A 13,879-nucleotide genomic window follows, 5' to 3' on the forward strand; every position below is an offset into this window, starting at 1 on the left:
CTCGTACCCAGCGATAGTAATAGAATGGATGTGAATTTCCATATCGCAGGCCTCATAAAAAAAGTAATAGCTGACCCTTGAAATCGAAAAAGCGAAAGCCATGGACGAGAAAATAATGTCCTAGACTTTCGCTTTTTCATTGAACGTTAATGTTATCCGTTAAATTAAACCCATTAAAGTATTAAGCTATCGGTGTCCATGAGTATGCCTCGCTCCTTTAAACAGATTTTTATCTCTTCAGCGCAATTATTCGTCGTCCCCTAGAATCATTTGGTCCAGCGGCGTGCCGGCAAGCACCATTGGGTACACGTTCTCATTGGTTGGGATGACGAACTCGACGAGCACAGGTCCTGTCGTCTCCAGCGCCTCAAGCCAGACCTTGGAGGCTTCAGCCTTGTTCGTTGCCCTTAATCCCTTGATTCCGTATGCTTCCGCAAGCTTGACGAAGTCCGGACTGCCGGAAAGATCAATCTGGCTGTAGCGTCGTTCGTACATCAATTCCTGCTGCTGCTTAACCATGCCGAGCACCTGGTTGTTCAAGACCACGATCTTGACCGGAATCTGATGAATCGCGCAGATCGCCATCTCCTGCGCGCACATCTGCATGCCCCCGTCGCCGTTGATCGAGACGACGAGACGATCTGGATTTCCGACTTTAGCGCCGATCGCGGCCGGAAAGCCAAAGCCCATCGTGCCAAGTCCGCCCGACGTGATGAGCGAGCGAGGATGCTTGAAGCGGTAAAACTGCGCGGTCCACATTTGGTGCTGGCCTACATCGGTGGTGATGATCGCATGTCCTTGCGTCGTCTCACTAATCATCTCGAGCACATATTGCGGTTTAATGACGGTATCCGAATCGGTATACCGAAGCGGATGCTGCACCTCATACTCTTGAAGCTGCTCGAGCCAGGTGCCCGTCTGGGCTGCTTGCGCTTTCGTGTTCGCATAAGCCAGCACGTGTTTAATATCGCCGATGCACGCGAGATCTGTCTTGACGTTCTTGCCGATTTCCGCCGGATCGATATCGATATGGGCGATACGTTTGGCCTGAGGCGCAAATCCGTCCAGTTTCATCGTGACCCGATCATCGAAACGCGAGCCGATCGAAATAATGAGATCCGCATTCTGCACCGCCATGTTCGCAGCATATACGCCATGATGTCCGAGCATGCCCAGCCACAACTCGTCGTCGCTCGGAAACCCGCCGAGTCCGAGCAGGGTCGTCGCGACCGGAATCCGGGTAGTGTGGACGAATTTGATTAACTCCTGCGAGGAGTTCGCATAGACAACGCCGCCGCCCGCGATAATAACCGGCTTGCGCGCTTCTGCGATCGCCAGAAGCAGCGCATCTATTTCTGCGTGATTCGGTTCCGGGGCTCCATGGTATCCGCGCAACTGAACCGTGTACGCTGGACGATACGCCATCCGCTGGTTGGTCACGTCTTTTGGAATATCGATCAAGACAGGACCTTTGCGGCCCGTATTTGCGATGTAGAACGCTTCATGAATGATGCGAGGAAGGTCGTGTACATTGCGAACCATGTAGCTGTGCTTCGTAATCGGCATCGTGATGCTAATAATGTCCGCTTCCTGAAAAGCATCCGTGCCCATTACGCTCGTAGATACGTTCCCCGTTATGACCACCAGCGGCACCGAATCCATATAGGCGGTTGCGATGCCGGTCACCAGATTTGTTGCTCCTGGACCGGATGTCGCGATGCATACCCCAACCTTCCCCGTCGACCTAGCATAGCCGTCTGCCGCGTGGATCGCGCCTTGCTCGTGCCGGGTCAAGATATGCTTGAAGTCAGGCTGATGTACCATCGCGTCGTAAATATAGAGCACATTTCCTCCCGGATAGCCGAATACGCACTCTACGCCTTCCTGCAGCAAGCCGCGTAAGAGTACCTCCGAACCGGTGATATATTCCTCTGATGGCGTCGTTGTTTCATTCGTCATTCCTAATTGCTGTTCCATTGGGCAGCCTCCTTTGCAAAATAAAATCCCCTCTCCTCCTTAGGCAAGCTGACAGCGGTCAGCTCATCCAGGGACGAAAGGGGATTTTCTCGCGGTACCACCCAAGTTCGCTGCCACCCTCGCGAATGCAGCCTCATGAGGTAAGGCCGATGCCTTACCTGCGGCGCGTTAACGAGCACCATTTCGGTTAAGCCTACTTGTGGGCATGGAATGAGACCAGCCGCTTTCGGTTAACAGCTCCGAGACGACACCATACAAAGGGTTAAGGCAAAGGTTTCAGCGTTTCCTCTGCTCTCTGGGCATAAGCGCCATTGCCGGCTTTCTCTTCATCGCCTGCTGTTATAAACAAATAACCCCTTCCTTCTCAAGGCTCTAAGCAGCTGCTAGAAGCCTTGGGACGAAAGGGGAATCGCGCTACCACCCAAGTTTACTGCAACCTCGCAATTGCAGTCTCATGAGGTAAAGCCGATGCTTTACCTGCAGCATGTTAACGGATGCCAGGCCGGTTGATTCTACTTGCGGGCGTGCAATCACGCCTTCTGCGTTCGGTCAACAGCTCCGAGACGACACTATACATGCGTTACGACGGAGGTTTCAGCAATCCCTCTGCTCTCTGGACATAAACGCTATTGCATAGCCTTCTCTTCTTCGCTATATTTGGATTCTTCTGATAATAACACAGACTCGACCTTTCTTCAAACCGAATTGATACTAAGCTGCATCATGTCTCACCTCACAACATCAACTAAATCAAGTTATCCTGCACATAAGCAGAGCGAGGCCGCCGATCGATCCACTGTAACCTCGTCATGTTGTATTTACCAACGGAAAACAACATGACAAGATGATCCCCTGCCCCATTATCTATTTTTGCCATACAAACTCCTTCATCCTATTCTTGAACAAAGCTATGATAACGAAGCCATTCCGTCTCACAAAGAATCGTATTCAGAGCTGCTTGAACGATCATTAACTTTTTTAAGCTTCCGGTTCTAGTAAGTGTTCTAACGTATTCATAATCTAACACCTCGCCTTTTTAATTTAGCCAGCAAACGTAGCTTTCAATAGACCAGCTCTGAATGCTGGCTATGATAATCGATTAACAGTTGCTGCATCTTATCCACCGTGCCATCTGGATGAGGAACATGAATGGAAACGGTCAAATTAGAATCGTTCAAGTAATGAAACGAAACAAGATCAAAATTCAATATTCCGAGATTCGGACAATGCAGCGTCTTAGGAGCATCAATAGCATCGAGAACCTCGTGGGAATCCCAAAATTCTCGAAACTCCCTACTAGCCTGTGAAAGCGCCTCGAACTGCTCGGACCACCAAGGATCGTCGACGTGACGCGCATATCCAGCATGGAAATTAGCAACGATTCGCCGAGCATGCAGTTCCCATTGGTCTCCCTTTACATAGCGGAAACGGGGAGAAGTAAACGTCATCCAGACCAAATTCCGCTCCCTATCCGACATAACCGTGAGATTCCCATGTAATGCGCAGTAGGCTTCATTCCAGGCAATGATGTTCATGCGCGCATCCATGACATTCGTAGGGGAAAGGTTCTGGCTATCCAAAAAACGTTGAAGTTCCGGCGTTACCTTAGAGGGTTGCTTCGTACCGGTCAAGGGAAATTGCTTACGGGCAAGATGGTACAGATGCCTGCGTTCCGATTCATCTAACCGTAGCACCTTCGCTATTCGATCAAGGACCTCAGCGGATACGTTGATATGACGCCCTTGTTCCAAATAGGTGTACCAATCCAATCCCACGTCTGCCAGCAGAGCTACCTCGTTGCGGCGAAGTCCGGGTGTTCGTCTGCGTCCGGAATCCGGCAATCCTGCTTGCTCTGGAGTTATTCGTTCACGGCGTGAACGCAAAAAACGGGACAATTCCTCATAACGGTCCAATCTGTTTGCCATGATCTCCATGCCTCCTACTTATTCATGAACGTAGGATTCCCAATCCTACGATATCTAGATCTCTTCCTAGCCTCTTCGGGTCCATTTAGACTAGTTTATGTCCTCCTTAGGAGGAATAGCAAGAATGGATAAACAGTGATGATCCGCCCCACCTATTTAACTCCATTCACATCCTATCATTGAGGTGATGAAAATGAAAGTAGCCGCCATAGTCGGAAGCATTCGCAAAGATTCATACAACCTGAAGTTAGCCCGTTATATTCAAAACCGTTATCAGCATCTTTTTCAGTTGGATGTGCTGAACATTCGGGATCTCCCCTTTTACGATCAGGATATCGAGTCTGTTCCGCCGCAGCCGGTTATCGATTTTAAGGCGAAAGTCGCTGCTGCCGACGCGGTGTTATGGATCACTCCGGAATATAATTCGACCATTCCCGGCGTCATGGCAAACGCGATTGACTGGTTATCCCGCGTGGATCGAGTCATGATCGGGAAGCCCTCATGGATCGTCGGATCTTCCATGGGATTGTTGGGATCGGTCAAAGCGCAGGGCCATCTGCGTGACATTCTGTTCGCATCCGGTATTTCCTCGCCGCTTCTGCCTGGAAATGAAATGTACATTGGTCTTGTTCATGAGAAGCTTGATGAGAAGGGTGAGCTGACCGATGAACCTACCATTCAGTACCTTGATCTAGTAACCGACAATTTCGTGAAATGGATGAAGGAGCTCTCCCAAATGAAGCAGCTCCAAAGTCAAAAATAAACAGAAACCTTGGAGGGAGTAAGATGTTTGAACATATCGTGCTATTGAAATTCAAGCCCGATGTTTCTATTGAAGTAAAAGAAAGTGCAATAAAGCGCGCGCATGACTTTAAAGGGAACATTCCGGGGATCGTGGAACTTAGCGCCGGGATTAATGTTACGGAAGAAATAGAGCATATGCAGGGATTTACGCTGGGGATCAGAGTCACTTTCGAGAATCAACAGGCTTGCCGGGAGTATATTCAGCACCCCCTGCATCAAGGATTATTGCAATCCATAGGCCCGTTTGTTGAAAGAATCGTCGTTATGGATTACCCGTTTGCTTAATGTTCCCCTTTAAAACACATTAGAAAGGAGAGATTGCTGAAATGGATAAGAAGCTTGCCGGCAAAGTTGCCTTGGTCACCGGAGCATCCAGAGGAATCGGCAGAACAATTGCCGAGTATTTAGCGAATCATGGCGCCAAGGTGGTTATCAATTTCGCGAATCGTGCAGATCAGGCGGCAGAAGTTGTACAGAATATTCAAAGGAATGGCGGAGTAGCCGCAGCAATTCAGGCGAATATCAGCCGATTGAGCGAGTTGGAGAGACTCTATCAAGAAACAATGAGAACGTTCCGAAAGCTTGATATTGTGGTGAATAACGCGGGGATCATCATTACAAAACCTGTCGGCGATGTTACGGAAGCGGATTACGACCAGCTATTTGCGATTAATGTCAAAGGGACCTATTTTTCATGCCAGCTTGCCGCTAAGCATTTAAACGTTAATGGCCGCATTATCAACTTTTCCACTTCAGTGGCGGGTCAGATGTTCCCTTCATACAGTCTTTATGCGGGCTCCAAAGGAGCCGTTGAACAATTCACGCGGCAATTGGCCAAGGAACTTGGAAATAGAAAAATAACGATTAATGCTGTAGCACCTGGCCCTATAAATACCGAGCTTTTCACGGTTGGCAAAACACCCGAACAAATCCAGGGACTAGCCAACATGAACGCCTTTGGACGTCTCGGAGAGACCGAGGACATTGCAGGTGTGATTCTCTTTCTTGCGAGCGAAGAATCGCAGTGGATCACGGGGCAAACCATCCGTGTTAATGGTGGATTCATTTAATCAATCAAATCTAAATACACTTAATGTTCTTGTCATCAGTCGGGAATGTTATCAAGTTCTTGTCATTGTGTTTTGACAAGAACTTGATAACATAAATATAATAAGCCGCATAATCAGCGGCTTAGGCTTTTTGATTCCGCTTATATCGTGATATGTCTTCGTTCAATGCCAACCACTACACCGCCAACCCGAACCTGGTTGATTTCACCGCTCTCGCTCAGGCGCAATCCAACCTTGATTTCAGAAGGACAATCCATCGAATACCCTTGCCTGAACATAACATGCTCCACTTCCCGCAAAGATCGTTGGCCATGTTGGTACAAATAACTGAGCAGGACACCGTTGGATGTTCCTGTCGCGCTCTCCTCGGGAATATCGCAATTCCTTCGCTATGAGCTGCATTTCGGCAGCATCCAGCGAGAGGCCATCCTCCAAGACAACGCCTGCTGGATTACCGTCACGCTCCCCTTTCGCAAACGCATTTAACGTATACACTTCCACATTCATGTTCCGCTCGTCCTCTCCTTATCTAAAAAAAACCGATGTGCGCAACCGTACGTCCTACTCAATGCCATGAAACGGTTGTGGGGGCTCCCGCGCAATTTGGAATCGTTCCGTATCCATAACATACGATTGTTAATGTTTATTATAGCTAATCTCTCCCGCTCCGTACGGCATTGCATTATGTTCATTACAGACAGGCTCTCCCTGCCCATCAGTCTCCATATACACCGTACCGTAACAATTGCAAGCAACATGGTCTGGATGACAAAAAGATCCACCTTCCAGGAAAGCCCGGTCAATGCCAGATGCTGCGCATCAAGGTAGATCAACATGGGTCAAGGGTCCATTACACCACGGACAGCTATGCCGGCCGTCAACATCCGCACAGGCTCGCCGTGCCGGTTAGCGTAATGCTCCTTCGAAAGACTGAGATCCACCCACTACAAATAATGCAACCTTCTTGGCGACTTCTTCTTTATTTGTGGTGATGCTACCAGTGGCCCATTGTAAGGCACCTTCATGAATGATTTGTGCAAAAATAGGCACAAACATGTTCTTTTCGTTATCTGTATAAATATGTTCCAAACTTTTCGACAAAAAAACTTTCAATTCATTTAGTATTTTTTCTTTCATTTGCGGTAGGACCAAGCCACCATAGCTGCTGCGACATTTAATGTTCGGTTGTTGATAAAAATCGCATACTGCTAAAACGAGTTGATATATGCTGTCCAGATCGAATTTCACAACACCAGAAGTATGGTTTTCGATAGAGGCTGAGGCGAAATCCCCCATAATAAAATCGATTAAATCGTATTTATCATTAAAGTGTGCATAGAATGTAGCCCGATTAACCTGCGCTCCCCTTGTTATATCCGCTATTGTAATTTTTTCAAAATCCTTCTTAGAAACCAAATTGTAATAAGCATTAATCAATGATTGTTTCGTTTGTGTCCTTCGTATATTCCTTGCTTTTGTGGCCATTTCCTTCACCTCTAAACCAACAATTTATTATTCTTGTGGCTATAGCAACATTCGCACAGGGTTGTTGATTGTTGCATTAAACCTTTGGCTGTATAGTTTTCATTAAAGCAACATATGTTTCTTTTAATATATCATAGATAAGGAGCTAACGAAAAATGAAAACTATTGTCATAGTTGGTGCAGGTCTTGGATTAGGTTTGTCTCTAGCCAAAAAATTCGGAAAGAATGGATTTAGGGTAGCAGTGATTGCACGTAACCCTGAGAAATTAGCAATTATCGAACGTGAACTTAGAGGATTAAATATTGAAACGCAATCTTTTTTAGCGGATGTCACGGACTTAGCTGTTTTAAAACAAGCCATTCAAGCAGCTAAAAAAGAGTTTGGTTCGATTGATGTACTAGAATTTAGCCCCTATGCCAGGGAGGATAAGTTCACAAACGTGCTAGAAACTACGCCTCAAAGTGTATTAGATATAATGAAAAGCTATTTGCTGGCTGGTGTTCTTTCCGTAAATGAGGTTCTACCGGATATGATAAATAACGGTTCTGGTGCAATTTTATTTACAACAGGCGTATCTACTATGTTCCCTTTACCTTATGCCGGGAATGCCGGAATCGTTGGGGCTGGTATTCGTAATTATGCCGCAAACCTGCACAATGAGTTGAAAGAAAAAGGTGTGTTTGTCGGACATCTTTCAATCGGAGCCATGATACAACCCGGAACAGCAGGGGACCCAGATGTTATTGCTGAAGCTTGGTATAATTTATATAAGAAAAAGGACCATTTTGAAGAAATATTCCCACCAGGGCTTGATCCAACTAAAATTCTTGGTGAAAATTAATACAAAAGAGATAAGGCAACTATTGAAATGATAGTTGTCTTATCTCTTGTCTACAACCATATCCATTGTTCCATTGACATATTGGATCAAACAGTGAAAGCATCAAGAGATGCGTTGTTTAATTATAGTGTCTAATACCATATTGTTTACGCTTTGCCCGCTACCTCCTCGATTTGTTTCAGCCACGCTGTACGCGTCGCCTCGTCGGAGCTCGGTACGGACTCGAAAAATACATGGTGCAGCACTCTGTATCTGACGGTATAGGTATGGCTATTTGGAAATGTATTTTTGTATAATCAAATTTTGATGTTAGTTCGTTCAATCTGAGATTCAATTACATCATATAGAGCAAGTTTATAGTTTATTTTATCCAGGTTAAAATATAGTTCCCTTATGCTCTTCTCAATTTCTTTTTTATGATGAAGCATCATCATTTTTCGTTCCGCAATCGTCGAGTCCCCTTCTTTATACAAGTATACATACTTCTGAATTTGAGCAATCGGCATTCCTGTGGCTCGAAGCGCGGTAACAAAGGATATCCAGTTTAAATCCTCATCGTCATATAGCCGCTTCCCAGTTTCATTTCTTTTTACATGGGGAAGCAGCCCCTCTTTTTCGTAATATCGAAGGGTGGGAGCTGTTATTCCTGTCAATTCGGCAACTTCTTTTATAGTCAACATAACTAAATCTTCACCGCCATCTGTTAAAGTGTACTTTAAAAGAATATTTGGCAACATAAATTGATTTTTCCAAATTTACGCTATAAAAAATAGAGAAAAATAATGAAATCAGTGAATTTATCTTTTTAATTAGGCACTTATTATTATAATCAAAATAACCTTGACTTCAAGTGAACTTTATCTTTTATGATATCAATGTAAATTAAAATGATTTCTGAGAGGATGAAGTTACAATGGCAAATATCTCAATCGTTACTGGCGGCAGCCGCGGACTTGGTCGCAATACTGCCATCAGTATTGCACGTCATGGCGGTGATGTCATCCTGACCTATCGTAGCCAAGCAGAAGAAGCAAAGTCTGTCGTTGCTGAGATCGAATCTCTAGGTCGTAAAGCAGTGGCATTACAACTTGATGTTGGGAATATTTCCAGCTTTACTGCCTTTGTTGAGACAGTTCGTTCGACCCTGCAGTCAACCTGGAATAGCACCACTTTCGATCATCTGGTGAACAATGCCGGCTACGGAGAAATGACCGGCTTTACCGAAACTACAGAAGCTCAGTTCGACGGCCTGTTTAATGTGCATGTTAAGGGTGTGTTTTTCTTGACACAGGCCCTTCTGCCTCTTCTTGCAGATGGTGGTCGTATTGTGAACTTCTCAACGGGTCTTACTCGCGTTTCTTTTCCTGGATTCTCCGCCTATTCTGCCGCAAAGGGGGCGGTCGAGATTCTAACCATCTATTTGGCCAAAGAACTTGGTCACCGAGGTATCACCGCTAATACCATTGCACCTGGAGCAATCGAAACCGATTTTCTAGGAGGTTCTGTACGCGACATACCTGCTTACAATGAAACGTTTGCCGCGATGACTGCCCTTGGTCGAGTCGGGGTACCCGAGGACATTGGTCCCGCAGTCGCCAGCTTACTTGGTTCCGATAATCGCTGGGTTAACGGGCAGAGAATCGAGGTTTCGGGTGGTCAGAATATCTGATCGCAAGTAATGGCAGCAAAGACAATCCGTGAAACTGGGGCTGTTTCCGTACGAATACGACCATATTGTGTGTCTAAGGATAGGGTCAGCTACATTGAACTACCAAGCTCATGTAATAAGATAGCTTTGAAGACGCATATGTTCGTAAACCTGTTGATAAAACAAAATAGCATAACCAGGAAGAAGTGTTGCTGATAACTTGACAATTCGTCAATATGAAAAAACTCCCCTTACAGTAACAGGATTTATTATTTCACCTGTCTACCGTATGGGGAGAATACAATTGTTTAGGAATAAGGTCTTAATGTTGTAATAACATTTGGCTCACTGTGACAGAAGAAGTTAGCACTATTGTTAAGCTAGATACACTTTTGTATTAGGCTTTACTGTGAAGGGTAACTAGGTAACCGTCTGGGTCGGCAAATGTAAAAGTTCGTCCGAATGGTCCATCTATTGGTGAAGATGTAATCTTTACGCCTGCTGCAATAAGCTTGTCGTGGATTTCTTGCGTATTGGGGGCATGAAGCCACAGAGCGACACCAAGTCCAGGCTGAGTACCTGAACCGAGTTCTGTTTCAGGCAACAGGTCACGAAGAGCAAATGCAATAGGCTTTGTTTCAAAGACTACAGCATGAGGTGGCCCTGCCTGTGAGCGAACCAGTCCAAGATAGTTTTGATAGAATTCTGCAGAGCTTTCAAGATTACTCACTTGAAGTGAAATGAAGTCGGGTCCAATTGCTGACATAATGTTAATGTCCTCCTTTGTTATATGGGGTTGTTATGTTATTAGTTGTAATACTGACATGAGTAAAAAACAATCACAGATAGATTTGGATACTTCTCCAGGGATCTTTTCAAGGAAACCGCCAATACAATGCACATGTCAATGGAAGCTCTTTGTGACCATACGGCATGACTATAACGCACTAATCGTGTCTAGAGCTTTTGTCTCAAAAGCCAGAACTCTCTACTCATAACTCGCTCGTAGGTTATTCGCCATCGCCTCGAAATAAGCATCAGCGATCCATTCGTTTCATTATAGAGTCATGTAAATAACCTCACTCTCACTTTGGATGTCTTGATTATACAAGCCCCCTACTGCCAACAGTATGTCAGTAGCATTCTTTCATTTTCTCGATTTCTTCTCATACTCGATTTCTTCTCATACTCGATTTTTGAAACATTCAGGTTAAGTGACTACGACATCTTCCCCCATCCAAGAATCTAACACACCAATTCTTCCGGTTGACGGACACGAAAAACTACTAAAAACTGAATGTCAGTAGTCCCATAGATGAGTTAGAAGATAAAATTAAGTTTCTGGTGAGAAAGATGGAGGTGTTATTTTGTTTACGAGTCCCTCCATTTAATTTCTGCCTATTAGCTTAATGAATTAACGGCCGTTAATTCATTAAATAGATATCTAATCGGTAATCGGCCTATGTTCTTGTCCTTGGCTCGGGACACGAACTTGTACCGATAAAATCATAACCACCCGTCCAACGGGTGGTTTGCTCTTGGGGTATAACCCCCTGTTCCAAACTGCGCCTAAAGACGCTAGCCTGACCACAAATCTGTTCAGGCTCAGTGTAATTTGTCACTTCCACTTACCAGTTAAACTGGTTTACTTCTTTTTGCTCCTATTGTCGCTGAATGGATTCTTCAGTTTATCTATTGCTTGGTCATGTGCTTCTTGTTCACGAATGTATTTTGCTACGGTTGCTTCGTTCAAACCCACTGTACTGACATAATATCCTTCTGCCCAAAATTTCCGATTCCCATATTTATACTTTAATTGCATATGCTTCTCAAAGATCATTAGCGCACTTTTCCCCTTCAGATATCCCATGAAGGATGATACTGAAATTTTGGGTCGTATCGCTACCAGCATGTGTACGTGATCTGGCATCATGTGACCTTCTATGATCTCTACTCCCTTGTACTTACATAAACGTTTCAAAATTTCGATTAAATCTTTCCTCACTTGATTATAGATCTCTTTCCGTCTATACTTCGGGGTGAATACAATGTGGTATTTGCATATCCACTTTGTGTGAGCCAAACTGTAGTTCTTGTTTTCTATATAAGACCATTCCTTTCACCCCGTCTGAACATCTCAATTCTATCGGGATGGTCTTATTGGTCAAACCCTTGTTCCCTCCACCCGCATAGCGGGTGGTTTTTTGTTTCGCGCGTTTCACGCACTCAACTGGCTAAAGCCTAAATAAAATGAGCAGACTGTGGTAGTCTGCTCAACATTAAGTTTTATTCAACTATCGTTTCCCGTTAGTTTAACGAACGCCCGTCACTGCTATCAGGCTAAAACAAACTGTGTAAAATGTCATAATTCGGTTAACGGAATTCCCCCACCTGCTATCTGCAGTTTGAACAAAGCAGGATTAAAGCGATGGCCTCCGTTTTACAGATTTGTACGAGCTCGCTCTGTCGACGCGGTGCTGATATTATCCGCTTTAATTGCGAGCACTGACGCTATTCCATGTGACTTCGATCAGACGTTTTATTTCTTCGTCCGAGAGAGTAAACTTGCCATGCAGATATGCTTTTACTACGTATACGAAAGAGCCGTAATGCATTTGAGCCATAAACGACGGATCCATCTCAATGAACAGCTTTTCCTGAATCGCCTGCGCATACAGCTTTTTCAAAGGACCGCACCACCCGCCTTCATACGCCTCTTTTTTGACGTCGTCGTAAATGTACGGCGAGAAAGAATATTGTTCAATAAATCGAAATCCTTGAGGATATTCAAGAGACAGTCGAATCAAATTCTCCCAAGCACGCTCTATGCGGACTCTTATGGGTTCATCGGAGTAAAAACCCTCAAGAACTTTTTCTCCATTAAACGTTACGATCGCTTTGTAAAGTTCATTAATAATCGATTCTTTGCTATCGAAATAGTGGTAGATGCTCCCTGTTGAAACACCTGATTCTTTGGCAATCAAAGACATGGAAGTCGCCTGAAGCTCCTTCTCGATAATGAGGGACAATGTAGTCTCCAGAACCGCCTTCTGGACTTTATGATATTTATCAAACACCGTTACTTGCCTCCAATAAAAAATGATAATCCGCCCAATAAAACGAATGTTCATTCTATATTAGCCATTGAATATTGTATTTGTCAACTACAGCATACGTTACATATAGTCCTTAGCTAATGTTTCCAAATATTCTTCGATCGGAACGGAGTTTCTAAGAGCCATCAATTCGTTACCCGCTGCTCCGATGACTGTACGGAACTTCTTGCTTTCTCCCGTTGCCAGAGCGGTAATGGCATCAACGATAATTTGAGGATCATCCAAAATGCCGTTGGTTTCCGCGGTATTCATTAAATTTTGCACTTTCGTCATCAGATCATCGTAATCTTTAATGTTTTCATCTCGGTTCCATATAGTACTTTCCTTAAACTTATTACCTGAAGAGCCGCCCTGCTCAATCAATCTAAGCTCGATATTCATCGGTTTCAATTCATAATATAGACCTTCCGTCAACCCTTCCAAAGCGAATTTGGACATGTTATAAAGCGATCCAAGCGGAACCGCTGTCGTGATCCCCATGAAGGAGCTGATATTGATAAACATGCCTCCGCCATTAGCTCTGAAATGTGGTAAAAACTTACGAATAACATTGATCGGTCCCCGTGTATTAACGGCGAACTGCCAGTCGATCGCTTCCTCTTTTGCCAATTCCAAAGGACCGTAAGTACCCATACCGGCATTATTGACGACGACGTCAATCTTCCCGAATGCCGCTATGGCTTGATCCACTGCTGTTTGAACTTGCTCGACCTTTGTGACGTCCAATTTAAAAATTTTAATGTTGTCATATGCCGTAAGTTCCGTTTCATTCTCAGGCGTACGCATGGTGGCCGCTACGTTCCAGCCCATTTGAGCAAACCGAATCGCCGTTAGTTTGCCCAAGCCTGAACTTGTTCCTGTGATAAATACTGTTTTACTCATACTAAAAACCTCCAGTTGTTTAACTCATACATAATTTATTGGATTGAACGTTCATTCTATTTGGGGTGTAAAATTTTCTAACTGTCAAATGGAACCGAGGGATGGGTTTCGGCAGCAATAACTTTCTTTG

Annotated in this window: 15 protein-coding genes; 5 read left to right on the plus strand and 10 right to left on the minus strand. The window is 44.7% G+C overall.

The features are described 5' to 3' along the window. Window positions 1-246 precede the first annotated feature (246 nt). Window positions 247-1,977, minus strand: coding sequence for a biosynthetic-type acetolactate synthase large subunit (gene ilvB / locus ABEW73_RS29495; RefSeq protein ID WP_430171527.1), 1,731 nt, complete (start codon window positions 1,975-1,977; stop codon window positions 247-249). Between the two features lie 1,061 nt (window positions 1,978-3,038). Further along, window positions 3,039-3,902 (minus strand): helix-turn-helix transcriptional regulator, encoded by an 864-nt coding sequence (locus ABEW73_RS29500; protein WP_430171525.1) that lies wholly within the window; start codon window positions 3,900-3,902, stop codon window positions 3,039-3,041. 193 nt (window positions 3,903-4,095) lie between these two features. Here ABEW73_RS29500 and ABEW73_RS29505 point away from each other — a divergent pair, with 193 nt between their 5' ends. The 3 genes from ABEW73_RS29505 to ABEW73_RS29515 are packed head-to-tail and all read left to right on the plus strand — an operon-like array spanning window position 4,096 to window position 5,776. Beyond that, complete coding sequence (locus tag ABEW73_RS29505) at window positions 4,096-4,665, plus strand: NADPH-dependent FMN reductase (RefSeq protein ID WP_430171523.1); 570 nt, start codon at window positions 4,096-4,098, stop codon at window positions 4,663-4,665. Between the two features lie 23 nt (window positions 4,666-4,688). Then, window positions 4,689-4,991, plus strand: coding sequence for a Dabb family protein (locus ABEW73_RS29510; RefSeq protein WP_430171521.1), 303 nt, complete (start codon window positions 4,689-4,691; stop codon window positions 4,989-4,991). 41 nt (window positions 4,992-5,032) lie between these two features. Next, a complete protein-coding gene (locus tag ABEW73_RS29515) occupies window positions 5,033-5,776 on the plus strand; it encodes an SDR family oxidoreductase (protein WP_430171520.1) in 744 nt (247 codons plus the stop codon). A gap of 140 nt (window positions 5,777-5,916) precedes the next feature. On the opposite strand, the gene ABEW73_RS29520 is transcribed toward ABEW73_RS29515, so the two are convergent. From ABEW73_RS29520 to ABEW73_RS29530, 3 genes are all read right to left on the minus strand, one after another. Then, on the minus strand, window positions 5,917-6,099 hold the full coding sequence (locus ABEW73_RS29520; protein ID WP_430171518.1) for a hypothetical protein: 183 nt from the start codon (window positions 6,097-6,099) through the stop codon (window positions 5,917-5,919). After that, window positions 6,017-6,283: a hypothetical protein gene (locus tag ABEW73_RS29525; RefSeq protein WP_430171789.1), complete on the minus strand. Its 267-nt coding sequence runs from the start codon at window positions 6,281-6,283 to the stop codon at window positions 6,017-6,019. The genes ABEW73_RS29520 and ABEW73_RS29525 overlap by 83 nt, the downstream gene beginning before the upstream one ends. 399 nt (window positions 6,284-6,682) lie before the next feature. Continuing rightward, the gene (locus tag ABEW73_RS29530) at window positions 6,683-7,261 is read right to left on the minus strand and encodes a TetR/AcrR family transcriptional regulator (RefSeq protein ID WP_430171516.1); all 579 of its coding nucleotides are present in this window, start codon (window positions 7,259-7,261) and stop codon (window positions 6,683-6,685) included. A gap of 155 nt (window positions 7,262-7,416) precedes the next feature. Between ABEW73_RS29530 and ABEW73_RS29535 the strand changes: the two genes are divergently transcribed. After that, window positions 7,417-8,103 (plus strand): SDR family NAD(P)-dependent oxidoreductase, encoded by a 687-nt coding sequence (locus tag ABEW73_RS29535; RefSeq protein WP_430171514.1) that lies wholly within the window; start codon window positions 7,417-7,419, stop codon window positions 8,101-8,103. Between the two features lie 296 nt (window positions 8,104-8,399). Here the strand turns inward: ABEW73_RS29535 and ABEW73_RS29540 are convergent, their stop codons facing one another. Then, window positions 8,400-8,783 carry a MerR family transcriptional regulator gene (locus ABEW73_RS29540; RefSeq protein ID WP_430171774.1) on the minus strand — a complete coding sequence of 128 codons (384 nt, stop codon included), beginning with the start codon at window positions 8,781-8,783 and terminating at the stop codon, window positions 8,400-8,402. Window positions 8,784-9,016: 233 nt separating this feature from the next. Between ABEW73_RS29540 and ABEW73_RS29545 the strand changes: the two genes are divergently transcribed. After that, entirely contained in the window at window positions 9,017-9,772 is a 756-nt protein-coding gene (locus tag ABEW73_RS29545; protein ID WP_430171513.1) for an SDR family NAD(P)-dependent oxidoreductase, read from the plus strand. 376 nt (window positions 9,773-10,148) lie between these two features. On the opposite strand, the gene ABEW73_RS29550 is transcribed toward ABEW73_RS29545, so the two are convergent. From ABEW73_RS29550 to ABEW73_RS29565, 4 genes are all read right to left on the minus strand, one after another. Beyond that, complete coding sequence (locus ABEW73_RS29550; protein WP_213646880.1) at window positions 10,149-10,517, minus strand: VOC family protein; 369 nt, start codon at window positions 10,515-10,517, stop codon at window positions 10,149-10,151. Window positions 10,518-11,396: 879 nt separating this feature from the next. Next, window positions 11,397-11,855: an IS200/IS605 family transposase gene (gene tnpA, locus ABEW73_RS29555; protein ID WP_430171772.1), complete on the minus strand. Its 459-nt coding sequence runs from the start codon at window positions 11,853-11,855 to the stop codon at window positions 11,397-11,399. Between the two features lie 388 nt (window positions 11,856-12,243). Continuing rightward, a complete protein-coding gene (locus ABEW73_RS29560; RefSeq protein ID WP_430171511.1) occupies window positions 12,244-12,828 on the minus strand; it encodes a TetR/AcrR family transcriptional regulator in 585 nt (194 codons plus the stop codon). Window positions 12,829-12,927: 99 nt separating this feature from the next. Then, window positions 12,928-13,749 carry an SDR family oxidoreductase gene (locus tag ABEW73_RS29565; protein WP_430171509.1) on the minus strand — a complete coding sequence of 274 codons (822 nt, stop codon included), beginning with the start codon at window positions 13,747-13,749 and terminating at the stop codon, window positions 12,928-12,930. Window positions 13,750-13,879: the final 130 nt, after the last annotated feature.

It is taken from the genome of Paenibacillus lautus, from assembly GCF_050482385.1.
In the GTDB taxonomy this organism is placed as follows: domain Bacteria; phylum Bacillota; class Bacilli; order Paenibacillales; family Paenibacillaceae; genus Paenibacillus_AQ; species Paenibacillus_AQ lautus_B.